Below are 26247 nucleotides of genomic sequence, written 5' to 3'. Positions count from 1 at the left end.
GAGGCAGCTCTGTATGCTCGGCGTGACGGATTATGCCGCCTTCGTGGTGGCCTTCATCATCCTGCTGGCCATTCCCGGGCCGGGTAACCTGGCGTTGATCCTCTCCACCGGCAAGGGCGGGATTCGTGGCGGGCTGGCTTCGACCTTCGGTATCATCTTCGGCGACCAGGTGCTGCTGTGGTTGGCGGTGGCCGGTGTTGCTGCGCTGCTGAAGGCCTATCCGGCGGCCTTCCATGTCGTGCAGTGGCTCGGTGCGGCCTACCTGGTCTACCTCGGCCTGCGCATGATTCTGGCCAAGCCGGGGGCGGCGCCGACACTGGAGATCAAGCCGCGCCAGTACCTCTGGCAAACCCTGGTGATCACGGTCTTCAACCCCAAGGCCATCATTTTCTATATGGCCTTTTTCCCGCTGTTCATCGACCCGCAGCGCCATCAGGGACTGACTACGTTCGCTTTCATGGCCGTGACCATCATGGCGCTGACCTTTCTCTACGGCCTTCTTATCGTGCTGCTGACACACTTTCTCGCCGAGCGTATGCGCGCCAACCCGCGTATCGCCCGTGGTCTCGAGAAGTTGGCGGGGCTGTGCCTGGTCGGCTTCGGGGTCAAGCTGACGCTGAACTGACCGGCGGACGCTTGCGGGCTTTTCGATCATATGTTTTGATTCGCGCCGTTATCTTTCGAATCGAAACTTAAGCATGTCGAAGCGCAATACGCCGCAACGTCGTCACACCATTCTTGCCTTGCTCGCCGAGCAGGGCGAGGTGTCGGTGGATGCCCTGGCTCAGCACTTCGCCACCAGCGAAGTGACCATTCGCAAGGACCTTGCCGCCCTGGAAACAAATGGTCTGTTGTTGCGTCGCTATGGCGGTGCGGTGCCGGTGCCGCAGGAACTGATCAGCGAGCCGACGCAGTTCATTTCCCCGTACAAGCAGGCAATTGCCCGCGCCGGTGTGACGCGCATCCGCGAGCACGCGCGGATCATCATCGACAGCGGCACCACCACGGCGGCGATGATCCCGCAGCTTGGCTACAAGCCCGGGCTGGTGGTGATGACCAACTCGCTCAATGTGGCCAACGCCCTGCGCGAACTCGAACACGAGCCGGTGCTGCTGATGACCGGCGGCACCTGGGATCCGCACTCGGAGTCCTTCCAGGGCCAGGTGGCCGAGCAGGTGCTGCGTTCCTATGACTTCGACCAATTGTTCATCGGCGCCGACGGCATCGACCTGGAGCGTGGTACCACCACCTTCAACGAGCTGCTCGGTCTGTCGCGAGTCATGGCTGAGGTGGCTCGCGAAGTCATCGTCATGGTCGAGAGCGACAAGATCGGCCGGCGCATTCCTAATCTGGAACTGCCCTGGAGCAGCTTCCACACCCTGATTACCGACGAGCGCCTGGATGCCCAGGCCGCCGAACAGATACGCGCGCGCGGCATCCAGCTGATCCTCGCGCCGCTGGAAAACTAAAGGAGAACCTCATGTGTGGAATCGTAGGCGCCATCGCTGAGCGCAACATCACCCCGGTGCTGGTCGAAGGCCTCAAGCGCCTGGAATACCGCGGCTACGACAGCGCCGGTGTAGCGCTGCTGACCGAGCAGGGTGCACTGGATCGCCGTCGTCGGGTCGGCAAGGTCAGCGAATTGCAGGCCGCGCTGCAGGCCGAGCCGCTGGCCGGGCGCCTGGGCATCGCCCACACGCGCTGGGCCACCCACGGTGCGCCGAGCGAGCGTAATGCTCACCCACACTTCTCCGGCCAGGATCTGGCCGTGGTGCATAACGGCATCATCGAGAACCATGAAGAACTGCGCGAGCGTCTCAAGGGGCTGGGTTACGTCTTCACCTCCGACACCGACACCGAAACTATCGTCCACCTGCTCGATCACAAGCTGCAGCAGTTCGGCGACCTCGCGGCCGCGCTCAAGGCTGCCATCCCGGAACTGCACGGCGCCTACGGCCTGGCCGTGATCAGCGCCAAGCATCCGGATCGCCTGCTCGCCGCGCGCAGTGGTAGCCCGCTGGTGATCGGTCTGGGCCTGGGGGAAAACTTCCTCGCCTCCGATCAGTTGGCCCTGCGCCAGGTCACTGACCGTTTCATGTACCTGGAAGAAGGCGATATCGCCGAAATCCGCCGTGACGGCGTGCAGATCTGGGACGCAGCCGGTCAGCCGGTGCAGCGCGAAGCCGTGCAGTACCACGAAGGTGCCGAGGCCGCCGACAAGGGCGAGTACCGCCATTTCATGCTCAAGGAGATCCATGAGCAGCCCAAGGTGGTGCAACGCACTCTGGAAAGCCGCCTGGGCAGCGATCACGTGCTGGTGCAGGCCTTCGGCCCGCAGGCCGCCGAACTGTTTGCCAATGTGAAGAACGTACAGATCGTCGCCTGCGGCACCAGCTACCACGCCGGTATGGTCGCCCGTTACTGGCTGGAAGAGCTGGCCGGGATTCCCTGCCAGGTCGAAGTGGCCAGCGAGTTCCGCTACCGCAAGGTGGTAGTGCAGCCGGACACCTTGTTCGTCAGCGTCTCGCAGTCCGGCGAAACCGCCGACACCCTGGCCGCACTGCGCAACGCCAAGGAGAAGGCACCAGGGCAGGGCGGCTACCTGGCCAGCCTGGTGATATGCAACGTCGGCACCAGCTCGCTGGTGCGCGAATCCGACCTGTGCCTGCTGACCCAGGCCGGCCCGGAAATTGGCGTGGCTTCGACCAAGGCCTTCACTACCCAGCTGGTCGGCCTGATGCTTCTGACCCTGTCCCTCGGCCAGGTGCACGGCACCCTGGACAAGGCGCTGGAAGCGCAACTAGTCGACGAACTGCGTCGCCTGCCGACCCGTCTGGGCGAAGCCCTGGCCATGGACAAGACCGTGGAGAAAATCTCCGAACTGTTCGCCGAGAAGCACCACAGCCTGTTCCTCGGCCGTGGCGCGCAGTATCCGGTGGCCATGGAAGGGGCACTCAAGCTCAAGGAAATCTCCTACATCCACGCCGAAGCCTATCCGGCTGGTGAGCTCAAGCACGGCCCGCTGGCCCTGGTCGACGCCGACATGCCGGTGGTTACCGTGGCGCCGAACAACGAGCTGCTGGAAAAGCTTAAGTCCAACCTGCAGGAAGTCCGTGCGCGTGGTGGCGAGCTGATCGTCTTCGCCGACCAGCAGGCTGGCATGAGCAACGGCGAGGGCACTCATGTGGTGGCCATGCCGCATATCCATGACCTGCTCGCGCCGATTCTCTACACCGTGCCGCTGCAGTTGTTGTCGTACTACGTCGCCGTGCTCAAGGGCACCGACGTCGACCAGCCGCGTAACCTCGCAAAAAGCGTAACGGTGGAGTGAGGGGGCGCTTGTGAAACGTGAAGATATAAGGGCCAGAAGCGCCGCTGGCGTGCAGTTCGATACCCATCTGATGCCCAACCCGGGCAATACCCGGGAGTGGATCGTGCTGTTCAAGAAGGATGCGGGTACCAGCTACTTTCTGATCGACGAGCAGGATGAGGTGGAGTGCTTTGCCGACCTCAATGGTCTGATCGAGGAATTGCGGCAACTCGGCATCAAAGGTGCGGAGATTCATCTGTGAGTCTCTCGCGCCACTTCGTCACCTAGGTGCCCTATGCCGATCCGCTATGCCCGACGCCTGACCGGGCGCAAACGCAGTGTCGTGGCCAACCGTCATCTGGGTTACGCCCTGGCCTTTGTCGCCGGGGCAATCAATGCCGGGGGCTTTCTTGCGGTGCAGCAGTACACCTCGCATATGACAGGGATTGTCTCGGCCATGGCCGACCATATCGCCCTGGGTGCCTATGATCTGGTGCTCGGTGGGCTGGGTGGGGTGTTGTCGTTTGTCCTGGGTGCCATCGCCTCGACCCTGATGGTCAATTACTCCAAGCGCCGCCGCCTGCACAGCGAAAACGCCCTGCCGCTGCTCTGTGAGGCGGCACTGCTGCTGTGCTTCGGTCTGCTTGGCGCCACCCTGGCAACCATCGAGGGGCTGTTCGTGCCCCTGACGGTGATGCTGCTGTGCTTCATCATGGGGCTGCAGAATGCCCTGATCACCAAGTTGTCGCGGGCAGAAATCCGCACCACCCATATCACCGGCATCGTCACCGATATCGGTATCGAACTGGGCAAGCTGCTGTACTGGAACCGCCATGGCGACAGGCACGGTCGGGTCCAGGTCGACCGTCAGCGCCTGCAGGTGTTGAGCCTGCTGGCGCTGTATTTCTTTATGGGTGGGATTGCCGGTGCCTTTGGCTTCAACGGCCTGGGCTATATCGCCACCCTACCGCTGGCGTTGTTGCTGGTAGGCCTGGCTCTGGTGCCAGCGGTGGATGATCTGCGCTCGGGGTGGCGCCGTTTTAGACGCGCCCGGCAGGGTTGAGTCGACCTTGAGAGCGGGTGGACAACTGCGCGTTGTCCACCTTCTTAAGCCTCTGCCGCGCCCTGCTCCTTGATCCCGTAGAACACGCAATACAGCACCGGCAGCACCACCAGCGTCAGCAGGGTGGCGAAGCCCAGGCCGAACATGATCACCACCGCCATGCTCTGGAAGAAGGCATCGGTCAGCAGCGGGCTCATGCCCAGGATGGTGGTCAGGGCGGCCATGGCCACCGGGCGCACGCGGCTGATCGAGGCGTCTTCCACGGCTTGCAGGGCATCCTTGCCGCTGGCCAGCTGCAGCTGGATTTCGTCCACCAGGACGATGCCGTTCTTCACCAGCATACCGCTCAGGCTAAGCAGGCCGAGCAGGGCCATAAAGCCGAAGGGGATGCCGGTCAGCAGAAAGCCCAGGGTCACGCCGATCATCGCCAGGGGCACGGTGAGCCAGATCACGGTGGCGCGCTTGAACGAGTCGAAGAGCAAAATGGTGATCATAAACATCACCAGATAACCCAGCGGCAGGCTACCGAACACTGCACCTTGCGCATCGCGGGAGCTTTCATACTCGCCGCCCCATTCCAGGCTGTAACCCTCGGGCAGGGGGATGGCCTCGATCTGCGGCTTGAGGCGCTGGAACAGCTGGGCTGCGGTTTCGCCGCTGAGCAGGGAAGGATCGGCCTGTACGGTGAGCGTGCGTTTGCGATCCAGACGCATGATCAGCGGGTCTTCCCACTCGGTGTTAAAGCCCAGCAGCACCTGTTCGATGGGCAGGTAGCCGCCCCGGGCGTTGCTCCAGATCTGCAGGTCACTCAGGCTGTCGGCATTCAGCCGCTCGTTGTCCGGGGTGCGCGCGACTATTGGCAGCAGGCGGGTGCCGTCGCGGTACAGGCCGACATTCATGCCGGAGAAGCTCATGCGCAGCAGGTCATCCAGCTCACTCTTGTCCACCCCCAGTTCGCGGGCGCGGGCCTCGGCGAATTGCGGGCGGACCAGCTTGGTGCGCTCATACCAGTCGTGCATCACTGCATTGGCTACCGGGTCCTGGCGCATCAGACGGCTGACCTCGCCTCCCAGGCGGCGCAGTTCGTCGGGGTCGGGGCCGCTGAAGCGCGCCTCGATCTTGCTGTCGTTGCCGGGGCCGAGCATCAGTTGCTTGAACTTGGGCTTGATCTGCGGGTACTGCTCGGCGACATGCAGTTCCAACTGGTTGATCAGCGGCTCGATGCGCTCCAGGTTGTCGGTGCGCACCAGCAGCTGAGCGTAGTTGGGGTACTGCTTCTGCGGTGAGTAGGTGAGGATAAAACGCAGGGCGCCCTGACCGATTGTGCTGCTGACCGTGGTCACCCCTTCCTGCTCCAGTACATGCTGATCCAGTTCGGCCACCAGCTGCTCGGTGTAGCGGATATCAGTGCCCTGGGGTAGCCACAGGTCGATAAAGAACATCGGCGTATTGGACGGCGGAAAGAAGCTCTGGCGCACCTTGCCGAAGCCGGCAATGGCCACCACCAGCAATACCACCAGCATGCCCAGAGTGAGGCTACGGCGGTGCAGGGCGAAGTCGAGCAGGCGCCGGTAGCTGGTGAAGATCACCCCGCCGTAGGGGTCGCCCTGATCCTGGCCGGTCAGGGTCTGGTTATCGCGGAAGAACAGGCTGGCGAAGAACGGCGTCAGGGTGATGGCAGTCACCCAGCTGAGCAGCAGGGAGATCATCAGCACCTGGAACAGCGACAGGCAGAACTCGCCGGTGGAGTCGTCCGACAGGCCGATGGGGGCGAAGGCGATGATGGCGATCAGGGTGGCGCCGAGCAGCGGCAGATTGGTCTGGCGGACGATGCCCCGCGCTGCCTCCAGGGTGCTCTGGCCGCGTTGACGGCCGACCAGAATGCCTTCGACGATAACGATGGCGTTGTCCACCAGCATACCCAGGGCGATCACCAGGGCACCGAGGGAAATGCGCTGCAGCTCGATGCCCAGCAGGCGCATAAAGATAAAGCTGCCGAGCACCGTGAGGGCCAGGATCAGGCCGATCAGCAGGCCGCTGCGCAGGCCCATAAAGATCAGCAGCACGACGATCACGATGGCCACCGAGGCGACGAAGTTGATCACGAAACCCTGCACCGAGGCCTGCACTTCGGCGGCCTGGTCGTAGAACACCTGCAACTGCATACCGGCCGGGCGCTGGGCGTCCAGTTCGGCCAGGCGCGCGTTGATCGTCGCGCCGACATCCACCACGTTGACCTTGGGTGCGAAGGAAACGCCCAGGGTCAGGGCCGGCTGGCCGTTCATGCGGTAGAGGTTGCCCGGTGTTTCGCTAAAGCCGCGGCTGACCTGGGCGATATCGCCGAGAGTGACCTGCTGCGCGCTGCCCGGGTCGCTGATGATCAGGCGCTCCAGCTCGCGCACATCCTGCAGCTCGCCAGTGGGGTGCAGGCGGATCGACTCGCTGCCGACCAGAATGCGCCCGGCGTTGGACACCACGTTCTGCTGGCTGAGCACCTGGGCCAGGCGCTGCGGGGCGATACCCAGGGTGCTCATCTTGCTGCGCGAGATTTCCACCTGCACCTGCTCCTGGCGGGCGCCGGCCAGGCTGACCTTGCCTACGCCAGGCAGCAACACCAGTTCACGGCGCAGGTAGTCGGCGAAGTCGCGCAGCTCCTGGGCGCTGTAGCCTTCGCCGGTGACCAGCAGGAAGAAGCCGAATACATCACTGAAGTCGTCGCGGATCTGCGGCGGGTTGACTCCCGGTGGCAGGCTGGGCTGCAGGTCGTTGATCTTGCGCCGCAATTCGTCCCAGATCTGCGGGATCTGCTCGGCCTTGTACTGGCTGTGCAGCTCCAGGCTGATCTGCGAGAGCCCGGCGCTGGAGATGGAGGTGACCTTCTTGATCGAGGGCAGCTGCTGAATGGCGTTTTCCAGGGGATAGCTGACTTCCTCTTCCACCTGCTGCGGCGAGGCGCCGGGGTAGCTGGTGATGACCATGGCGTTTTTCAGGGTGAAGGAGGGGTCTTCCAGGCGGCCGATGCCGAGAAAGGCCATCAACCCGCCGATGCCCAGCACCAGGGTGACCAGCCAGCTGGTGACGCGGCGCTGGATAAAATAACCGGCGATATCCATTTACAGCCCCCGCTCGCGTACCCAGGGCCGCACTGCCTGGCCTTCCTCCAGTTCGGCGCCACCGACGGCGACGATCTGCTCGCCGGGCTCGATGCCGCTGAGCACTTCGATACCGTTACGGGTCAGCTGGCCGACTTCGACCTGGCGCGCGGTGAGGCGCAACGTGCCGTCCTGCTCGCGCGCCACCCATACCTGCTTGACTTCGGCGGCGACGCTATCCGGGCTGAATACCGCCTCCACCGGCACCAGCAGGCGATTGTCCGGGTTGCGGCTGATTTTGGCGAAATCGATCTTGACCGTGGCGCTCATGCCCGGCAGCAGGTTGAGCTCCTCGGGGCGAGGCATGGACAGGGTGACCTGATAGGTCAGGGTCTTGGGGTCTGGCTGGGTGCTGTGTTCCTTGTACACCGCCTCGAATTCGCGATCCGGCAGGCTGTCGAGAATCACGCTGGGGTGATAGCCCACGCTGTCTTCACGACTGCGCAGGTTGGTCAGCAGGTTTTCCGGCATCTGGAACAGCACATCCAGGCTGTCGCCGCTCTGCAAGGTGACGATAGGTTGCTTGGCCTGCACCACCTGGAAGTTATCCACATGGGTGTTGGCCGCTACACCGTCGAAGGGTGCGAGGATGCGGGTGTAGTCCAGCTCCTGACGAGCCAGGCTCAGGGCAGCGCTGGCCGAGTCGAGGGCGGCCTTGCGCTGGTCATATTCGGAGCGGGAAATCATCTGCCGCTCAAGCAGTTGAGCAATGCGCTTGAACTGGGCGTTGGCCAGGTCGAAGCTGGCCTGGCGATCACGTACCCGCAGACGCTGGTCGGTGTCTTCGATGCTGGCAATCAGCTGGCCGCGCTTGACCGGCTGGCCCTGCCGCACCTCCAGCGTCTTCAGCTGGCCGCCGATGCGAAAGGACAGCTCGGCTTCCTCGGTGGCCTTGAGGCGGGCGGGGAATTCGCGCAGGCGCTCGCTGGCGGGGTCTTCCACGGTAAACAGCTTGACCAGGCGCGGTGCCTGTTCCTGGGGGGCGGGTGCCTGGTCGCAGCCGACCAGTAGCAGGCTGGCCGGTAGGCACAGACAGAGGAGGGGGCGTAGGTTCAAGATGACTATCCCTGATAACGACACAATAGAAGGTCGCACCCAATCGAGTGCGTATGGCCGAGAGTTTAGGGGGTAATTGCTGCGATCTCCATGGGTTCGGCGACGCCAAGATGACCACCGCCCTGCTGGATCGGCTGACCCACCACTGCCACATCGTCGAAACCGGTAACGAGTCCTATCGCCTGCAACACAGTAGCTTGGCGGCCCAGGCCAAGATCAAATCACGGGAGCGAAAGCGTAAGGGCGGCCAGGAACCGGAGGACGATGAGTCGTTCTGATTTCATGGTGACGACGGCCTGCTGCATGGCTGCATGTGGCAGGTCTTCAACAGCTGAACTGGGACAGCGAGGGAGTGGGTTCAAAAGCAGCTGCGCTGGTAGACTTATCCACAGTTGCTGGTAACAAAATCAGCAATCCGCCCTGGGTCAAATTTCAATCGGCAGGGTGGGTCAATTTTCCATCAGCGCCAACAGTACAAGTATGTCGAGCAGATTCACTGCGGCGATATCATGGCTGGTTGAGCATCGGTCGCAGTGGAATGACTGGCTAGGGTTAGGCCACCAGCCGCAGTTGCGGGGCAAGGGCAAGGTAGTCTTGGGGCATGGTTGATAGGATTGCGGCGACTTTCTCTCGCGGTAGCTGGTCAGCGAGCAGCGCTTCAAGTTTGCCGAGCCGCTCCAGGACGGCGTGGGTACGATCCCATTGAGTACTGAACCGCTTGGCCGTCATCTTCTGCTCGACAAGTACCAGATAACGGCTGCGATCGTAGGTATAGCGCATGGTGACCTTGCTCGACGATCCGTCTTCATCTTGCTCCGAGAAGACCAGCTCGAACACCAGCCCCTGCGATGTCTTTCGCGCCGAGGACTCGACGTAGTCATCTTCGAAGAGATTGTCGATAAGTTCGCTGGGCTGAACGCCACGGGTTACGTGGAGAGTCGAGAGCTCATCAACCAGTATTCTGATGGATTCTAGACTCATTTCAGCATTCTCCTTAATTCATCGATGATCACTACCACGTACTCAATCGACTTGGTCAGTGAGCTGTTGTCACGGTCAGCAACCCTACCGAATTTCTTCACCAGCTTGGTGTAGATAAAGCTCACCAGTATACCGTCGTTAGGCATGTTGGGTTTCGCCATCGGTAGGTGGTTTTTGAATATCGGATAAAGGGTAGAAGCTTTTTCTTCGATTTGCAGATCGCTGAGCAATGTTGCGACCTCGTCCTGAGCCTTCTTGGTAAGGATCTCGCGGAGTTGCTTACGCGCGATTTCAGGCCGCTTCTCCACGAGGTTGGGGTCTATGATCTGAGCTGCTTTCTTTGTCTCAGCACTCAGGAAGACGTTCTTGAGCTGTGCAAGAACATCCGCGTCATAGCCCTCAATCCCCGGAAGCGCCTGGACCTTCTGCGTTGCGATGGACTCGACTTCGGCCCGTTTCTCCGAAAATATCTTGTTGAAGTCCAGATCTCCAAGGTAGGAGTCACGGTCACTCACAAATGCTTCGGAGCTGGAAACACCACCCAGGTTCTGCTCTTTGCGCGTGTAGTCCTCGTCCGTGATTGTGTAGTCGCGGGTGCGCTGGTGTTTGGCCCGATCAACCTCAGTCTGGAAGGCAGTCCACATCGAATCCAAGCCGGTCTCCTGGTGATAGATCACCACGGCGTTGTTATCGATCTCAAAAGCCGTGATCTCGTCGGCTGGGATCGCCCGCAAAACCCTGCCCACAATTTGTGCGAAGGCATTTTCGCTTCGGTAGGGACGGAAGAGGGCCAGAACAGTGAGGTAACGATGGTCGTAGCCTTCCATCAACATGTTCACGGAGATAACGACATCGCACTGGTGGTTATCGATTACCCGGAATGCCGCATCGATATCTGCTAACTCCATGTCGCTGTGCACTACAGCTGCAGTCAGGTTCTTGGATTGATACCAGGTGCGCAGGTCCTCGGCGTGGGTGATGCTGCAACCGACAGCGAGAATCTTGTGTGGCACGTCCGGAGAGGTTTTCCGGAGCTCATCCAGTTTCTGAATGCTTAGGTTGATTACGTCCATTGAGCATTCTGGAGACAAGGCTACGCTGCGCTCTACCCACTCTCGGTCCTTGAATTCGAGGACTTGCTCTTTGGAGAGCCGAACACCTGGCTGCTCGGTGACGGTGAAGTAAAGCTCATGAGCATTTACGGTCTCTTTCCTCAGCCACTTAACATACCGATCACGCATCACCTCGGAGAGAGGCGTCTTATGGATCAGTTTTCCTGGCACTTCTTGGTTGTCGCCGCGGAACGGCGTACCAGTCACAAAGATCTTCTTAGCCTTGGAAAAGTGGGCCAGGGTCTTTTGCCAGCTACGTGCCGGCGCATGGTGCCCCTCATCAATGATGATGAGGTCGAAGAAGTCGGACGGCACCCGCTTCGTCAGTGACTGTCCGCGCTCGTTGTATACCTGCTGGATGTTCGAATAGACGAAGTGGGCTTGCTCAAGGCTGGCCTGATGGGTATCAGACGTAAATTCGCATGTGACCGGCAGATCCTCGGCACTGAAAATCACATCGAAATTGATCCAGAAGTTGTCTTCTAGCAGCTCCTGTGTCCGTCGAATGCTCTGCTTGGTGACCAGGCCTGGTGTAATGATCAACACACGTCCCTTTGCCAGGCCGAAAGGTACGATGGAGATCAGCCCGCTTTTGCCCGTCCCTGTCGGCAGGACGATTAGTGCATCCTCGTTGGAGTTCTCGAAATGCTCCTGCGCCTTGATATAGGCCTCGATCTGGGGGCTACGCAGCTTTTTATTGCCAAGGATATTGGCTGCCGTTTCGGTGAAATAATTCATAGACAGTCGAGATTCCTATCGGCGACGCGCGCCAAGGTGCCTGCTCGCTGGACAAGCACTCGGCGACGGGGACAGAGGTAGTTGAGGTGCGGCGGACGTGGCATTGAAATATCCGTATTTCGGGCTGGGCATCACGAGATTCTGATGATGGTCGAGCGTGTGCACTACGACTGATTGTAGCCTAGTGACATCACGCTTTGGCGCCTGACTTTCTTGAGAATACCCACACGCCATCGTGTGCGTGGACAATTCAATGCTGAGCTTTGTAGCCAACGACAAGGTTCATCGCCACTAGGATGTCCAAGGGGTGGTCAGTGATGGCACCCCTGAGCCGTCTCAGGGTTCTGGCACCCGCTGACTACCATCATGATGGGCCCCATATCTGGATCACCAAGCCCACGCGGTACTCCCTTAAGCCAATTCAATGGACGGTATCTCGATCCAGCGGCAGTGGGCTGCGATCCTTGTTTATGGCACGCGGCATGTGTGTAGGGCACGTGTGAGGCGGGGGCTGGCTGTGTCAAACTTTATTCTTGGCTGCGGTGGGGCTTTTTGGGCGGGCGCGTTAGGCTGTGTCAAACTATGTTTCGGTTGTTGTGGCAGGCCCTAGCGCTGAAGCTAGCGGATTTTGCGGCCCTCTATGTCAAACTATATTCTGGGTATCCACCGTCCATCTGGACGGGCTTTTGCGTTTCCATCACGCCGAAATCCTGCTCAGGTGCAGCTCTTCGGGGCGCAGCGTAAGGACGCGAACGCCGTCTCGGGTGACCGCCACGGTATGTTCGAATTGCGCCGAGAGCTGGCCGTCGCGGGTCACCACCGTCCAGCCGTCGCGCAGCGTACGCACGTCCGCCGTTCCCCGGTTGAGCATGGGTTCGATGGTGAAGGTCATGCCTTCGCGCAGGGTCAGGCCGGTGCCGGCTTTGCCCCAGTGCAGTACTTCGGGTGGCTCGTGCATTTCCCGGCCGATGCCGTGGCCGCAATACTCCCTGACCACCGAGTAGCGATGGGCGCGGGCATGGCGTTCGATGGCATGACCGATATCGCCGAGGCGGGCGCCGGGTCTGACGGCTTCGATGCCCTTGCACATCGCCTCATAGGTGACTTCGGCCAGCTGACGAGCCTGGTCCGACACCTTGCCGATCAGGTAGGTCTTGCTCGAATCGGCGATATAGCCGTTCTTCTCCAGGGTGATATCGAAATTCACCAGATCGCCATCGCGCAGGATATCGTCGGCGCTGGGGACTCCATGGCACACCACCTCGTTGCGTGACGTGTTCATGGCGTAGGCGAAACCATACTGGCCCTTGCTCGCCGGGCGCGCCTTGAGTTCACCCACGATGTAGTTATCCACAAGGTCGTTGACCTGCAGGGTCGACATGCCGAGCAGATCCAGGCGATCCAGGTAGCCGAACACGGACGCCAGCAACCTGCCGGATTCCGCCATCAGGGCGATCTGTTGCGGTGTCTTGCTCATGAGGCATCCGCCATTCTTGGCGGAACCACCACGCCGGCTGCACGCATCTCGGCGGACATCAGCTCATTGAAGCTCAGCGTCGGGTTCATCTCGCAGAGCATGCCGATGCGAATCCAGAAACCCGCCTGTGCATTGATCGAACGGCCCGAGACGCTGCTCGCCCGGCGGATTTGGTCATGCAGCTCGTCATCGATGTTGACGATGCCCATGGATACCTCCTTATATATGATTCGTATATGAAGCATATATAACTATGGGACTGATTTCACTCACCGATCATCAGTGAGCAAGGCGTGCTCACCTCATCCTTTACACTATGAGCCGTATCCGCTGCCGTATGCAGGCAGTGGGATCATCTGAGTCACGCTGGAACAGGAGAGAGGATGAAGCGCGCGGATGTGAAACGCAGAACGAGCGAGGGGGTTGTGTTCGATACCCAGGTCATGGTCAATCCGGCCAATCCCGCTGAGTGGATCGTATTTTTCAAGAAAGGCGCAGGGCGTAGCTTCTTTCTGGTTGATGAGGCCGAGCAGGTCGAGACCTTTGCCAGCCTGGATGAGTTGATGCCGGAGCTGCGGGCTCTGGGTATCAAGCGGGTCGAGGTGCAGCTCTGAGGGTGAGTTGCTAACAGTTGCCGTGGATCATCTTGTGGATATCCTTGTGATACCAGGCTGAAGCCCAGATAAACCGGGCTAATCAGCCTGTTGTTCAAAAACTGATCCTTGTCGCATCGTTATTCACAATAGCTCTGGATAAACTTCGGCCTATCTTGTTGATAAGTTATCAGGCGTCAGCTATCACGGGGCTTTCAGCGCTTTGCGCAGTTTCTCGCCAGATGACGGATGGCTCAGTCGTTGCCAGGGCGATAAAGATGGCGATGCGCCGAGTCATATAACGCTGACTCGGCAAAGACACCCGGATCGAGCACTCGCCCGACCAGAATCAGTGCCGTGCGGCGAAAGCCCTTGGCTGCGACCTTGGTCTCGATATCGGCGAGGGTGCCGAGCACCCAGTCCTGATTCGGCCAACTGGCCCTGTGGATAACCGCGATGGGGCAGTCGGCGCCGTAGTGCGGCAGCAGTTCGCCGACTATGGCCGGCAGCTGGCGCACGCCGAGGTGGATGGCCATGGTTGCGCGGTGCCGCGCCAGATCCTGCAGTTGCTCGCCCTCGGGCATCGGCGAAGTGGTGCCGTAGCGGGTGAGAATTACGGTCTGGGCGATGCCCGGCAGGGTCAGCTCGCTTTCCAGCAAGGCCGCGCAGGCGGCGGTGGCCGTGACGCCGGGGATGATCTCGAAAGGGATGCCCAGAGCACGCAGCTCGCGAATCTGCTCGCCGATAGCGCCGTACAGCGAAGGGTCGCCGGAGTGCACGCGGGCCACATCCTCGCCGCGCTCATGGGCCTGGCTCAGCAGCGTAATGATCTCACTCAGGTGCAGCTCGGCCGTGTTGATTACCTGCTCCGCGTTGTGGCCGTGCAGGACTGCTGCGGGCACCAGCGAGCCGGCATAGAGGATCACCGGGCACGAACGAATCAGGCGCTGGCCCTTGACGGTAATCAGCTCGGGATCGCCGGGGCCGGCGCCGATAAAGTAGACGGTCATGAGGTGTGCCTTGTCAGGGGGGAGTTTGCGCTGTTCATGGTTGGCGCATCAGAATTTTGGCCGTGATGATGGCGGGCTCGTTTTCATAGCCGCGCTTGGCGAGGGCGATCACTTTGTTGCGGATATCTTCCGGTGACCAGAACAGCCAGCCGTTTCGCGAGAACAACTCCTTGATTTCAGCATTCCTGGATTGATAGACCTTACCGGCAGCGAGTCCCAGAACTATTTCGGTAGTACTGTCACCCATTCCACAATCGATAAGATCCTGTCTGAGTCGTTGGAAAACGATCGACCTGTAATTTTCGCAAGTAAACAGCTTGTATTTGCCTTCGGGAATGTCATGGATTTCGCTAAGACATGACAGTCGGACACCGGGAGAGTCGAGGAAGGATTTTGCTTCAAAGGCGAGAAGTCTATTTTCGCTGGGCTTGTAAGCGAGAAGGTCGATTTCCGGGCGTGGAATGGAATGTTTACCCACCTGCCTTTTTTCTTCCTTGGTCAGGTTGACCTTGAACGACTGTCGAACCCAATACCCTTCACCTTCAAGCAAAGTCTTAATAACGCTTTCGAAGTAATCCAAGGCTGTATGCTCAAACTATTGAAGTCCTGCCAACGCACAGGTGGCGTTGGCTGTGCGGGTTTTCTCGCCCAGCAGGCGAGCTGCCTTGCCCAGTTGCGTGGCCAGAGCCAGGGCGCAGGGTTCAGCCACAGCGGGGCTGCCTGTTACGGATCGGATGAGGGCACTGTCGGCATTTTCCGGCTGGTAGAGGGTGAGTGCTTCGGGGGGGAAGAACGTCAGCTCCAGATTCAAGTGGATTGCCAGTTGATGCAGCCCCGGCTCGTCGCGTTTGTGGGCGATGCTGGCCAGTCCAACGAGGTTATCCACAGTCAACTCATGCTGGGCCAGGCTGTGGATGAGCAGGGCGAGCAGGTCTTGCTGGGGGCAGTCGCGCCTGCAACCAAGCCCAGCCACCACCATGGGCGAGGCGTCAGGGCTGGGATTCAAGGGGCTAGGCATCATCAAGGGCGCTCGTGCTGTGCAGCGGCGTAGCTCAACATGGCGCATCCCACCGGTCAACCGCGATTGACCGGCCGCCGCGGCCTGCGTAGCCTTCTCGCTTTCGAGGTTCTTCCCGGTACGGCGCCGGGGAGCTAAGAGGGAACAGGGTCGATGCCCTGGCTGCCCCCGCAACTGTGAACGGTCTTAAACCCTTCGTACACCACTGCCGTCAGGCGGGAAGGTGAAGGGCGCGCAATGCGCAGACCGTGAGCCAGGAGACCTGCCTCGACTGACCAGCCATTTGCTCGGACGGGGTGATCCGACGGGGCCAGCACGCACCTGCGTGCCCGCCTGCGCGTACCCGTCCGCCGAACTTACCGACGCCACGGGGCCATTCATGAAAACCCTCGCCAAACTGCCTGTCACCATCGTCACCGGTTTTCTCGGTGCTGGTAAAACCACCCTGCTGCGCCATCTGCTGGCTAACGCCGGCGGCCGCCGTATCGCGGTGATCGTCAACGAGTTCGGTGAGCTGGGGATCGACGGCGAGATTCTCAAGCAGTGCTCCATCGGTTGCAGCGAGGAGGAGGCCAACGGCCGCGTCTTCGAACTGGCCAACGGCTGCCTGTGCTGCACGGTGCAGGAAGAGTTCTTCCCGGTGATGCGTGAGCTGGTGGCGCGCCGTGGCGACCTTGACCATATCCTTATCGAGACCAGCGGCCTGGCGCTGCCCAAGCCGCTGGTGCAGGCCTTCAACTGGCCGGAAATCCGCAACGCCTGCACCGTCGATGCGGTGATTACCGTGGTCGACAGCCCGGCGGTGCTCGCCGGCACCTTCGCCGCCTTCCCGGATCAGGTGGACGAGCAGCGCAAGCTCGACCCCAACCTCGATCATGAATCGCCGCTGCACGAGCTGTTCGCCGACCAGTTGGCCAGCGCCGACCTGGTGATCCTCAACAAGGCCGATTTGCTCGACGCCGAGGCGCTGGCCGCGGTGCGCGCCGAGGTGGCCGAGGAGCTGCCGCCGGCAGTCAAGGTGATCGAGGCGCACGGCGGCGAGCTGCCGCTGGATGTGCTGCTGGGCCTGAACAGCGAAACCGAGCTGCATATCGACAGCCGCCGCACCCATCACGATGATGAAGACGAAGACCACGATCACGAGGAATTCGACTCGTTCCACGTGGAACTACCGGAAGCCGAGGAGGCGCGTCTGCTGGCCGCACTGAAGGATGCGGTGGCCAAGTACGGCATCCTGCGGGTGAAAGGTTTCGCTGCCATCCCTGGCAAGCCGATGCGTCTGCTGGTGCAAGGTGTCGGTCAGCGTTTCGATCGCCACTTCGACCGCGCCTGGCAAGCCGACGAGCCGCGAGTGAGCCGCCTGGTAGTGATCGGCCAGCAGCTCGACCGCGCGGCTATAGAAGCCGAGCTGCAAGCAGCGCTGGCCTGAGTGATTGTGGGAGGGGCTTTAGCCGCGATCCAATTCGCGGATAGTCGCGGCTAAAGCCCCTCCCACGATTCGCGCCTTCCTCGGAGCGAACATGCATCTCCTGCGTACCCAGCCTGGCACCCAACTGCCGGCCGACAGCATTGCCGACCTTGGCCAGACGCCTGCCGAGCTGGTGATCCTGTGCACGGGTGATTCGCACCTCGCCCTGCTGGCTGAAGCCGCCCGGCAACTGCCGGAGGACTACCCCAGCCTGCGCCTGGCCAGCCCGGCGCAACTGAGCAACAACGCCTCGGTGGACTTCTACGTCGAGCAGGTGCTGCAGCACGCCAAGGTCATCCTGATCTCGGTGCATGGCGGGGTGAGTTACTGGCGCTACGGTGTCGAACGCCTGGTGGAGCTGGGCGCGCGCGGCGCCACGGTGATCATGGTGCCCGGCGACGACAAGCCTGACCCGGAGCTGAGTGCCCTTGGCAACGTTAGCGAAGAAGACAGCCAGCGCCTTTGGCAGTACCTGCGCCAGGGCGGGCTGGATAACGCGCGCCAGCTGTTCCGCTGCATCGGCAGTCGCTGGCTGGGGCGCATCGACACCTGGCAAGAGCCGCAGCCGCTGCCGCGCGTGGGCCTGTATCACCCCAGCGCCAGCCCGGCCCGGCTTGCCGACTGGCAGATTCAGTGGCAGCAAGGCGCACCGGTGGTGGCGCTGCTGTTCTACCGCAACCATGTGCAGTCGGCGAATACCGCCTTCGTCGATACCTTCTGTGAGCACCTTGTCCGCCAGGGCCTCAACCCGCTGCCGATTGCGGTGGCCAGCCTCAAGGAGCCGGCCTGCCTGGATCAGGTGCAGGCCTGGTTGGACGAGACGAGCGCCGCGCTGATCATCAACACCACCGGCTTCGCCTTGTCCAACCCCGAGGCGCCGCAGGCGCGGGTGTTCCGCCGCGACATTCCGGTGCTGCAGGCCATCTGCTCGCTGGACAACCAGGCGCAATGGCAGGCCAGCGCCCAGGGCCTGGGCTCGCGTGATCTGGCCATGCATGTGGTACTGCCCGAGCTGGACGGAAGGCTGATCGGGCCCGCCATCAGCTTCAAGGGCCTGGCCTGGCGCAGCGAGCGTAGCCAGAGCGACGTGGTGTGCTACCAGGCGCACGAAGCGGGGATGGCCTTCGTTGCCGAACTGGCAAGTAACTGGTGCAATCTCGCGGACAAAAGCAATGATCAGAAGCGAATCGCGCTGATCCTGGCCAACTACCCGACCCGTGATGGCCGTATCGGCAACGGTGTGGGCCTGGATACGCCGGCCGCCGCGCTGAATATTCTTCGTTCCCTGCAGGCGCAGGGCTACCCGGTGGACGGGCTGCCGGACAGCGGCACCGCGCTTATCCACAGCCTGCTCGGCGGCGTTACCAACGACCTCGACAGCCTCGACGCGCGGCCATGCGCGCAGAGCCTGGCGCTGGATGACTACCTGAGGTTTTTCCACAGCATGCCGGCGGCCAACCAGCAGGCGGTGCGCGAGCGTTGGGGCGAGCCGCAGGACGATCCGATGTTCCGCAGCGGGCGGATGATGGTCGCCGGCCTGCGTTTCGGCCTGACCTTCGTCGGCATCCAGCCGGCGCGCGGTTATCAACTGGACGCGGCGGCGGTCTATCACGACCCCGATCTGGTGCCGCCGCATGGCTATATCGCCTTCTACGCCTGGCTGCGCACGGCCTTCGCCGCCGATGCGCTGATCCACGTCGGCAAGCACGGCAACCTGGAATGGTTGCCGGGCAAGAGCGTCGGCCTGTCCGAGGGCTGCTGGCCGCAGGCGCTGATCGGCCCACTGCCCAACATCTACCCCTTTATCGTCAACGACCCCGGTGAGGGCGCTCAGGCCAAACGCCGCACCCAGGCGGTGATCATCGACCACCTGATGCCGCCGCTGACCCGCGCCGAAAGCTACGGCCCGCTGCGTGATCTGGAGCGCCTGGCCGACGAATATTTCGAGGCCAGCCAGCTCGACCAGCGCCGCGCCGTGGAGCTGCGCGGCGAGATCCTGGCCAAGGTGCGCGAGGCCAGTCTCGACCGCGAGCTGGGCCTGCAACTCAACGATGATCCGGAAAGCTGGCTGCCGCAGCTCGACGCCTACCTGTGCGACCTCAAGGAATCGCAGATTCGCGATGGCCTGCACGTGTTTGGTGAGTCGCCGGCTGGCCAGTTGCGCCGCGACACCCTGCTGGCACTGCTGCGCATCCCCCGGGGCGATGGCCTGGGCGCCAATGCCAGCCTGCTGCGCGCGCTGGCCCGTGGTCTGGAGCTGGGCCTCGATCCGTTGGATTGCGACATGGGCCAGACCTGGGAAGGGCTGCGTCCACAAGCACTACAGGCTGTGGATAACAGTTTGTGGCGCACCGTAGGGGACACCCGTGAGCGCCTGGAGCTGCTGGCGCTGAGACTGATCGAGCAGCGTCTGACGGGTGAGCGCACTGACGCCTTCGGCGCCGAGGTGGCGCTGATTCTCGATGGCCTGGCCGATTACGTCGCGCCCTTGCTCGATGCCTGCGGCGATGCCGAGATGGGTGGCCTGCTGGCGGCACTGGAAGGGCGCTTCGTACCCGCCGGGCCAAGCGGCGCGCCGAGCCGTGGACGCATCGACGTGCTGCCCACCGGGCGTAACTTCTTCACCGTCGACGTGCGCCACCTGCCCACGCCGACCGCCTGGCGCCTCGGTGTGCAGGCCGCCGACCGCCTGCTGGAGCGCCACCTGCAGGACGAAGGCGACCACCTGCGCCAGCTCGGCCTGTCGGTGTGGGGCACGGCGACCATGCGCACCGGTGGCGACGATATTGCTCAAGCGCTGGCGCTGATGGGCGTGCGCCCGGTGTGGCAGCCCGGCAGCCAGCGTGTCGAGCGCTTCGAGGTCTTGGCTCTGGAACAGCTCGGCCGGCCACGGGTAGACGTCACCCTGCGCGTGTCGGGCTTCTTCCGCGACGCCTTCAGCAACCTGATTCGTCTGTTCGACGAGGCCGTGCAGGCGGTTATCGAACTGGACGAGCCGGAAGACATGAATCCGCTGTCGGCGCGGGTCTGGCGTGAGTCGCTCATCCTCAAGGATGACGGCCTGGATGAAGCCGAAGCGCGCCGCCAGGCCGGCTGGCGGGTGTTCGGCGCCAAACCGGGCGCCTACGGCGCCGGGGTGCAGAACGCCATCGAGGAACGCCTGTGGCAGAGCCGCGCGGATCTGGCCGAGGTGTACCTGAACTGGGGCGGCTACGCCTACGGCAGCGGCGCCGAGGGGCTGCCTGCGCGGCAGCGTTTCGTCGAGCGCCTGGAGCAGATGCAGGTGGTGCTGCACAACCAGGACAACCGTGAGCACGACATCCTCGATTCCAACGACTACTACCAGTTCCAGGGTGGCATGCTAGCGGCGGTGGAAACCCTGCGCGGTCTCAAGGTGGCCAGCTACTTTGGCGACAACAGCCAGCCGGACACGCCGCGCATCCGTAGCCTCAAGGAAGAGCTGAACCGCGTGGTGCGTGCCCGCGCTGCCAACCCCAAGTGGATCGAGGGCATGAAGCGCCACGGCTACAAGGGCGCCTTCGAGCTGGCCGCGACCATCGACTACCTGTTCGCCTTCGATGCCACCAGCGAGCTGGTCGACGACCACCAGTACGCGCTGCTCACCGATGCCTACCTGCTCGACAAAAACACCCGCGACTTTATCCAGGAGCACAACCCCGGCGCTCTCAACGATATTCTCGAACGCCTGCTAGAAGCCCAGCAGCGCGGCCTGTGGGAGAATCCCGGCGAGTACCGCGAAGCGCTGGAGAACCTGCTGCTCGATAGCGAGGAATCATGAAGCGACTCGTTCCCTTAGGGTGGGTTAGCCGCCCGGCACCGAGTTGGAGTTATCCACCGACGCAATGGCGGCGTAACCCACCATTGGCGCCACACGATATATCGCCTGGTGGGTTACGCGGCGCGCTAATTCCCTGCGCGGCTGCACTATCAGCGCTATGCGCCGCTAACCCACCCTACGGGTGTGATGCGCTCATCGTGGGAGGGGCTTCAGCCGCGAGCTTTTCGTCGCCGAAGCGCCTCCCACACGCATCACTCCTCGGATCACTGCCATGACCGAACATCACTTCCCCCTCGCCGCCGTGGTCGGCGCCGATTCGCTGAAGCTGGCGCTGTGCCTGGCGGCCATCGATCCAGCCATCGGCGGTGTACTGATCGAAGGCCCACGCGGCATGGCCAAATCGACCCTGGCGCGTGGCTTGACCGACTTGCTCGATGGCGGGCGCTTCGTCACCCTGCCGCTGGGCGCGAGCGAGGAGCGCATCGTCGGCACCCTGGATCTGGACGCCGCGCTGGGCGAGGGCCGGGCGCAGTTTTCCCCTGGCCTGCTGGCCCGTGCCGATGGCGGCGTGCTGTATGTCGATGAGGTCAATCTGCTGCCGGATCATCTGGTCGACCTGCTACTCGATGCCGCCGCCAGCGGGGTCAACCATGTCGAGCGTGACGGCATCTCCCATCGGCATGCCGCGCGCTTCGTGCTGATCGGCACCATGAACGTCGAGGAAGGCGAACTGCGCCCGCAACTGCTCGACCGCTTCGGCCTCAATCTGGCCCTAGATGGCCAGCCGCAGCCGGCCGAGCGCGCCGAGATCGTGCGTCGCCGTCTGGCCTTCGATGCCGACCCCGCCGCCTTCCTGCAACGCTGGCAGGACGAGCAGGATGCCCTGGCGATGCGTTGCCAGAATGCCCGCCAGCGCCTGGCGGATATTCCGCTGGATGACGGGGCGCTGGGCGAGATCAGCCAGCGCTGCTTCACTGCCGGCGTCGACGGTCTGCGCGCCGATCTGGTCTGGCTGCGCGCCGCCCGTGCCCATGCCGCCTGGCGTGGCGCGACGGGTATCGAGCCTGTGGATATCGATGCGGTGGAGGACTTTGTCCTGCGCCATCGCCGTCGCCAGCCACAACCGCCGGCTGCCACGCCGCCCGACGAGCAGCGCCAGGCGCCGCAGTTGGCGCGAGAACAGAGCCAGGGTGAAGGTCAGTGGGGCGAGCTGCCGGCTCAGTCACAGGCCATGGGCGAGCGGCGTGTGCCGCCGCGTTGGCCAAAAAAGCTCTGAGCATCCGCCCGCGCACAGCCACTGGCGCGGATGCCCGTAACCGGCCCGGACGACTCGGCGGCGGCCTGCGGGGTGCTGCGCGTAGCGGCGTGGCCGGTCGTATCGACTGGGCGGCGACCCTGCGCCAGGGCCGGCCGCAACGCCGCGAACAGTTGGTGCTGCGCCCGCGCAGCCAGCAGGCCGACGAGCTGTGGCTGGTACTAGTGGATGCTTCCGCCTCGACCCGCCGACACGGCGCCCTGAGCATGGCCAAGGGCGTGCTCGCCGAGCTGTTCGACAGCGCCTATCGCCAGCGCGCGCGCCTGGCCGTACTGCAAGCAGGGGGCCGTGAGGCGCAGTGGTTATGGCAGGGGCGCAAGGCCAGCGCCGAGCTGCATCGCTGGCTGCAGGAACTGGGCGCGGGAGGCGGCACGCCGTTGCTCGCTGCGCTCAATCAGGCGGGTGACTGGCTGTCGCGTCGGCAACGAGCGAAACCGAGCGAACGCCAGCGCCTGCTGATCCTCACCGATGGTCGCCTGCGTGACCTGCCCAATCTGGCGCCGCTGCCATGCCCAACCCTGCTACTCGACACCGAGCGCGCGCCCATCCGCCTTGGCCGCGCCCGCCAGCTGGCGCAGGCGCTGCAGGCCGACTATCACCATATCGACGACCTGGCGCCCGGCGTGCCGGGGCGCACCTGGAGAACCCCATGAAAACCCTGCTGCTGGTCGGCATCGGCGCCGGCGACCCGGACTACATCACCTACCAGGCAATCAAGGCGCTGCGCCGTAGCGACGTGATCTTCCTGATGGACAAGGGCGCGGCCAAGCACAAGCTCAACGCCCTGCGCCGCGAGATCTGCGTACGCTTTCTCGATGGCCACACGCCGCGTTTCGCCGAAGGCCTGCAGCCGGAGCGCGAGCGTGATGCCGCCGACTACCGCGCCAGCGTCGACGAGCTCAACCGCGATAAACAGGCGGTGTTCGAGCAACTGATCGACGAGCAGATGGCCGATGGCGAGACGGCGGCCTTTATGGTCTGGGGCGACCCGTCGCTGTATGACAGCAGCATCCGCATCATCGAGGCCATCGCCGCGCGCCGTAGCGACTTCTCCTATGACGTGATCCCCGGCATCACCAGCCTGCAGGCGCTCACGGCACGGCACCGCATTCCGCTCAACAGCATCGGCCGCGCCGTGGAAATCACCACCGGCCGCTTGCTCGCCGAAGGCTGGCCGCAGGGGGTGGACAGTGTGGCGGTGATGCTCGATGCCAAGGACACCTACCGGCGGTTTACCGGGCAGGGGCTGACCATTTACTGGGGGGCTTATGTCGGTACGGCGGATGAGATTCTGATGGCGGGGCCGTTGGATGAGCTGGCGGAAAAGATCGTTGCCACTCGGGCCGAGGCGCGGGAGAGGAATGGGTGGATTATGGATAGTTATTTGTTGAGGAAGTGATTGATTACTAGGGCCTGTTGCCGTTTGGACCTGCGCTGCGCTCCGGGTTCCCTCGTTCCATTGCTGTTTCCGGGGCACGCGCCGAAGGGCCATCCTTGGCCCATCGGCGCTTTCGGCTTTGGCATCCTGCGTCGCTCTACCTCCTACATCCATGTAGTCGTCGCGGCATCCATGCCGCTCAACCCCGCAAACAACAATTGCACTCAGCCTTCTGGAAGGGGCGATTGGGTGTTGGCTGATCGTTCTGTGTCAGAAGAGCTGAGTGAGTGGTGCTGGCGGATGGCTTTGCGTTGATCGGCAGATCGCCGATCGTTCCCACGCTCCGCGTGGGAATGCAGCCTTCGACGCTCTACGTCCACCAGCAAGCAGTGCTTACAACCAGCTCCACGAAACCCCGGTGTACACGCCAAAACCTTCGCCCGGTGTCGAGCGGGCGGCGTCGGTGCCGTTGTCGTTGTAACCCGGCGTCACGGTGGCGGCGTAGCGTTTGTTGGTGAGGTTGCGCAGGTCGAGCCAGGTTTGCCAGTCGCCTTTGGGGGCGTTGTAGACGAGGGTGGCGTCGTCATCGCGCTAGTGGAAGTCGCTGAAGGTGTAGGTCTGGAACGGGTGGTGCTTGATCTGGGCAAGATCAATCCTTATCGCGGGTAACTAGACGAGCTAGCGACTAGGTCGTCGGAGCTCGGCATGGCAGCATTAAAGTAATCCGAATAAATATATTGACTAATCCGATTCGGATTAATAATCTGTGTCTCACGGTCAAATCAAGGAGGTGGAGATGAACGTTACCCAGCACTTTCAAGCTCGAGTCCAGCAGCGCAGTATCAGTCCGGCCATGGTGGATTTGATCCTTGATCTCGGAGAGCCCAACGAGAAAGGCGACAGGATGCTGCTTGGGAAGAAGGAGATTGATCAGGAAATCATGAAACTTAAGAACGAAATTCGCTTATTAGAAAAGATTCGAGCAAGAGGTGTTGCTTGTATTGTTCATGCTGGTGGAGATTTAATTACAGCATTTCATATTTACAAGAAATCTTAATAGTATTAAATGATAAATCAGGGGGATGTAAATGACATACCAGATTGTTCGTGAGAAATTTTCAGATGGAAAATCTATGGTTGAAACTTTCGGGTCAGCTAATGATGATTCATTTCCAAAACTAAATTTGAAAATAAGGAAGTCTGATTTAAGAATTCTTAGGTCGGTATCGATCAGTTCTGAAATTCCCCGCTCACAAATTCTCAATGAAATAGTTGGGGCGGTGCTCGCTAGAATGCTGAAAGAACTAGCTTCAGACGATAAGGACTGTGCAGCGCGGGTAGCTGCTTACGCGGATAATATATTGGGTATAAGTCTTCGGGCTGAGGGGAGTTGGTCGGACTGTTTGTTTAGGAGAGATAATCATGAACTCGATTATTATTACTCTGTTGAGTTGCCTGATCGTCCTAGTGATGGATTTAGTGAGCAATATATGATTATTGATGGGCGTATTAAGAGGGCGGAAAATGAACGGTAAAAAAAAATCTAAGTTATATGCATTGCTGTCTGCTGCAAGTATGGAAGGTGACAAGCATGACTTCGAAACCTTGAGTTTGCGAATTTCAAAAAGAAATAGCGCAATGATTCAGGCGTTGACTACTGCTTTTCAACGGCCTGCACTTACTTTGTTGACGGATAGTATATCTCAAAACATTGCTGAGGCCCTGATAGTAAGTGCTGATAACGAGTCGTTAATTCTTGACGAAATAAAGGAGGGCGTACAGCACGGTTCGGCTCTTAGTATTCTTTTTGACTATGGAGCAATTACATATGACTACGATGCAGGGGGTAAGTAGGATTTAATTAAAGAATTAATTTAATTTTTATTTGCAGGGTAATGCTTATGCATTATGTGTCTCAGTACAACTACTTTAAGTCTTTAGACAGATTGGCTCGTGCTGATGAAAGAAAAGATATTAGCTTAGCTATTGCGAGTCTTAGTCGATTTTCTTTGCGTGACACTTTTAATAATAATGAGATATTGCTCATGTATAAGCAAAGGACGACGCTCGAAATAATTAAGCGATGGGGGGTGGGTGATGTAAAGATAGATATCGAAAAGATTCGAAATGAGCTTAATAAAAGAGAGAGGTTTTTTGTTCCTCAATATGTGATGAAGGTTAACACGCCGCGCTATCACAAGGATAGTGAATGCAATTTTTTGCGAGCGAGTTTTGAGAATTTTGAGACGCCGCCGGAGATTACACAGCTTGGCTCATATAAGGTCAGTGAGTTTCAGGCTTTTTGTGAGAAAGAGTGGCCTAACTATAGAGATAAGCCGGTAGATATTTTTTGGGCCCATGTCGGGAGCAAGTTCCGTGTTTCGATAAATCCGAAAGAGATTTCATATGGTTCACAGGAACCCCCTTTGAATGTTGTTGGTAAAACCGAGTCTGAGTTGATTGCTGAAATTCACAGTAAGGCTGATGTTTTGCGACGCTTTGCTGTTTCTAATGGTGTCAGTAATTATCTTTATGCTCCGGCAAATAAAATCTACGCTCGCGCCAATGATCAAGATTTAGAAAAAAAGGATGTTTTTTTGGAGCTGTTAAGGCTTAAGAAGGTAATTAAAATTCTTGTTTTTAACGTTCACCGTTTAGAACTTGAAATGAGTGAAGATTTGCTTTCAGATGAGTTGCTTGAAGCGTTAGGTTTCTTACCATGTAGGGCATGCTGCCAGAACCGTTAATAGGCTCCAGCAGGAACTATGTAGATCTAA

24 protein-coding genes, 2 pseudogenes and 1 riboswitch are annotated in these 26247 nt (G+C 60.8%); of the genes and pseudogenes, 16 read left to right on the top strand and 10 right to left on the bottom strand.

Annotated elements, in window-relative coordinates; translation table 11 throughout:
- The first annotated feature begins 13 nt into the window (after window positions 1-13).
- From AAEQ75_RS08390 to AAEQ75_RS08370, 5 genes are all read left to right on the top strand, one after another.
- Window positions 14-625 carry a LysE family transporter gene (locus AAEQ75_RS08390; protein WP_179574972.1) on the top strand — a complete coding sequence of 204 codons (612 nt, stop codon included), beginning with the start codon at window positions 14-16 and terminating at the stop codon, window positions 623-625.
- Between the two features lie 73 nt (window positions 626-698).
- Window positions 699-1469: a DeoR/GlpR family DNA-binding transcription regulator gene (locus tag AAEQ75_RS08385; RefSeq protein WP_343351605.1), complete on the top strand. Its 771-nt coding sequence runs from the start codon at window positions 699-701 to the stop codon at window positions 1467-1469.
- 11 nt (window positions 1470-1480) lie between these two features.
- On the top strand, window positions 1481-3331 hold the full coding sequence (gene glmS, locus AAEQ75_RS08380) for a glutamine--fructose-6-phosphate transaminase (isomerizing) (protein ID WP_343351603.1): 1851 nt from the start codon (window positions 1481-1483) through the stop codon (window positions 3329-3331).
- A 10-nt stretch (window positions 3332-3341) separates the two neighbouring features.
- The gene (locus AAEQ75_RS08375) at window positions 3342-3572 is read left to right on the top strand and encodes a hypothetical protein (RefSeq protein WP_055986069.1); all 231 of its coding nucleotides are present in this window, start codon (window positions 3342-3344) and stop codon (window positions 3570-3572) included.
- Window positions 3573-3605: 33 nt separating this feature from the next.
- Window positions 3606-4373, top strand: a complete 768-nt coding sequence (locus AAEQ75_RS08370) for a YoaK family protein (RefSeq protein WP_055986072.1) — start codon at window positions 3606-3608, stop codon at window positions 4371-4373.
- A gap of 44 nt (window positions 4374-4417) precedes the next feature.
- Here the strand turns inward: AAEQ75_RS08370 and AAEQ75_RS08365 are convergent, their stop codons facing one another.
- Together AAEQ75_RS08365 and AAEQ75_RS08360 are read right to left on the bottom strand one after the other, a co-directional pair.
- On the bottom strand, window positions 4418-7486 hold the full coding sequence (locus AAEQ75_RS08365; RefSeq protein ID WP_055986075.1) for an efflux RND transporter permease subunit: 3069 nt from the start codon (window positions 7484-7486) through the stop codon (window positions 4418-4420).
- A complete protein-coding gene (locus AAEQ75_RS08360) occupies window positions 7487-8581 on the bottom strand; it encodes an efflux RND transporter periplasmic adaptor subunit (protein ID WP_055986078.1) in 1095 nt (364 codons plus the stop codon).
- Window positions 8582-8676: 95 nt separating this feature from the next.
- Between AAEQ75_RS08360 and AAEQ75_RS08355 the strand changes: the two are divergent.
- A pseudogene (locus AAEQ75_RS08355) lies at window positions 8677-8859 on the top strand (ATP-binding protein); the annotation flags it as partial.
- 274 nt (window positions 8860-9133) lie between these two features.
- Here AAEQ75_RS08355 and AAEQ75_RS08350 read toward each other — a convergent pair.
- The 4 genes from AAEQ75_RS08350 to AAEQ75_RS08335 form a co-directional block, all read right to left on the bottom strand.
- Window positions 9134-9562 carry a hypothetical protein gene (locus AAEQ75_RS08350; RefSeq protein ID WP_055986080.1) on the bottom strand — a complete coding sequence of 143 codons (429 nt, stop codon included), beginning with the start codon at window positions 9560-9562 and terminating at the stop codon, window positions 9134-9136.
- Window positions 9559-11412, bottom strand: a complete 1854-nt coding sequence (locus tag AAEQ75_RS08345) for a DEAD/DEAH box helicase (protein ID WP_090335907.1) — start codon at window positions 11410-11412, stop codon at window positions 9559-9561. The genes AAEQ75_RS08350 and AAEQ75_RS08345 overlap by 4 nt, the downstream gene beginning before the upstream one ends.
- Before the next feature lie 697 nt (window positions 11413-12109).
- Window positions 12110-12889, bottom strand: coding sequence for a type I methionyl aminopeptidase (gene map, locus AAEQ75_RS08340; RefSeq protein WP_090335906.1), 780 nt, complete (start codon window positions 12887-12889; stop codon window positions 12110-12112).
- Window positions 12886-13098 carry a ParD-like family protein gene (locus AAEQ75_RS08335; RefSeq protein WP_090335904.1) on the bottom strand — a complete coding sequence of 71 codons (213 nt, stop codon included), beginning with the start codon at window positions 13096-13098 and terminating at the stop codon, window positions 12886-12888. Before AAEQ75_RS08335 ends, map begins: the two co-directional genes overlap by 4 nt.
- Before the next feature lie 174 nt (window positions 13099-13272).
- Between AAEQ75_RS08335 and AAEQ75_RS08330 the strand changes: the two genes are divergently transcribed.
- Window positions 13273-13503, top strand: a complete 231-nt coding sequence (locus tag AAEQ75_RS08330) for a hypothetical protein (protein WP_343351597.1) — start codon at window positions 13273-13275, stop codon at window positions 13501-13503.
- Window positions 13504-13736: 233 nt separating this feature from the next.
- Here the strand turns inward: AAEQ75_RS08330 and cobM are convergent, their stop codons facing one another.
- Genes cobM through AAEQ75_RS08315 form a run of 3 tightly spaced genes read right to left on the bottom strand, consistent with a single transcriptional unit; the run spans window position 13737 to window position 15513 of the window.
- On the bottom strand, window positions 13737-14492 hold the full coding sequence (cobM, locus tag AAEQ75_RS08325) for a precorrin-4 C(11)-methyltransferase (RefSeq protein ID WP_090335903.1): 756 nt from the start codon (window positions 14490-14492) through the stop codon (window positions 13737-13739).
- 34 nt (window positions 14493-14526) lie between these two features.
- Window positions 14527-15072, bottom strand: coding sequence for a hypothetical protein (locus tag AAEQ75_RS08320; RefSeq protein WP_092379012.1), 546 nt, complete (start codon window positions 15070-15072; stop codon window positions 14527-14529).
- A 15-nt stretch (window positions 15073-15087) separates the two neighbouring features.
- Window positions 15088-15513 (bottom strand): cobalamin biosynthesis protein, encoded by a 426-nt coding sequence (locus tag AAEQ75_RS08315; protein WP_092379009.1) that lies wholly within the window; start codon window positions 15511-15513, stop codon window positions 15088-15090.
- 86 nt (window positions 15514-15599) lie between these two features.
- Window positions 15600-15794, top strand: a riboswitch (cobalamin riboswitch).
- Window positions 15795-15889: 95 nt separating this feature from the next.
- Here AAEQ75_RS08315 and cobW point away from each other — a divergent pair.
- From cobW to cobF, 5 genes are all read left to right on the top strand, one after another.
- On the top strand, window positions 15890-16939 hold the full coding sequence (gene cobW, locus AAEQ75_RS08310; RefSeq protein WP_280078416.1) for a cobalamin biosynthesis protein CobW: 1050 nt from the start codon (window positions 15890-15892) through the stop codon (window positions 16937-16939).
- A 91-nt stretch (window positions 16940-17030) separates the two neighbouring features.
- On the top strand, window positions 17031-20777 hold the full coding sequence (cobN, locus tag AAEQ75_RS08305; protein WP_343351589.1) for a cobaltochelatase subunit CobN: 3747 nt from the start codon (window positions 17031-17033) through the stop codon (window positions 20775-20777).
- 271 nt (window positions 20778-21048) lie between these two features.
- On the top strand, window positions 21049-22053 hold the full coding sequence (locus AAEQ75_RS08300; protein WP_343351587.1) for an ATP-binding protein: 1005 nt from the start codon (window positions 21049-21051) through the stop codon (window positions 22051-22053).
- Window positions 22035-22745, top strand: a complete 711-nt coding sequence (locus AAEQ75_RS08295) for a vWA domain-containing protein (RefSeq protein ID WP_343351585.1) — start codon at window positions 22035-22037, stop codon at window positions 22743-22745. Before AAEQ75_RS08300 ends, AAEQ75_RS08295 begins: the two co-directional genes overlap by 19 nt.
- Window positions 22742-23491, top strand: coding sequence for a precorrin-6A synthase (deacetylating) (cobF, locus tag AAEQ75_RS08290; protein ID WP_343351582.1), 750 nt, complete (start codon window positions 22742-22744; stop codon window positions 23489-23491). The genes AAEQ75_RS08295 and cobF overlap by 4 nt, the downstream gene beginning before the upstream one ends.
- A gap of 372 nt (window positions 23492-23863) precedes the next feature.
- Here the strand turns inward: cobF and AAEQ75_RS08285 are convergent.
- Window positions 23864-24049: pseudogene (locus tag AAEQ75_RS08285) on the bottom strand (hypothetical protein); the annotation flags it as partial.
- Window positions 24050-24266: 217 nt separating this feature from the next.
- Between AAEQ75_RS08285 and AAEQ75_RS08280 the strand changes: the two are divergent.
- Genes AAEQ75_RS08280 through AAEQ75_RS08265 form a run of 4 tightly spaced genes read left to right on the top strand, consistent with a single transcriptional unit; the run spans window position 24267 to window position 26217 of the window.
- Window positions 24267-24527: a hypothetical protein gene (locus AAEQ75_RS08280; RefSeq protein ID WP_343351580.1), complete on the top strand. Its 261-nt coding sequence runs from the start codon at window positions 24267-24269 to the stop codon at window positions 24525-24527.
- A gap of 31 nt (window positions 24528-24558) precedes the next feature.
- Complete coding sequence (locus tag AAEQ75_RS08275; protein ID WP_343351578.1) at window positions 24559-25005, top strand: hypothetical protein; 447 nt, start codon at window positions 24559-24561, stop codon at window positions 25003-25005.
- A complete protein-coding gene (locus tag AAEQ75_RS08270; RefSeq protein ID WP_343351576.1) occupies window positions 24995-25324 on the top strand; it encodes a hypothetical protein in 330 nt (109 codons plus the stop codon). The genes AAEQ75_RS08275 and AAEQ75_RS08270 overlap by 11 nt, the downstream gene beginning before the upstream one ends.
- 47 nt (window positions 25325-25371) lie before the next feature.
- Window positions 25372-26217, top strand: coding sequence for a hypothetical protein (locus AAEQ75_RS08265; protein ID WP_343351574.1), 846 nt, complete (start codon window positions 25372-25374; stop codon window positions 26215-26217).
- Window positions 26218-26247 lie beyond the last annotated feature (30 nt).

The sequence above is a fragment of the Pseudomonas sediminis genome (assembly GCF_039555755.1).
In the GTDB taxonomy this organism is placed as follows: domain Bacteria; phylum Pseudomonadota; class Gammaproteobacteria; order Pseudomonadales; family Pseudomonadaceae; genus Aquipseudomonas; species Aquipseudomonas mendocina_D.
The sequence above is the reverse complement of the archived record's forward strand: the minus strand, read 5'-3'. Positions and strand labels throughout refer to the sequence as shown.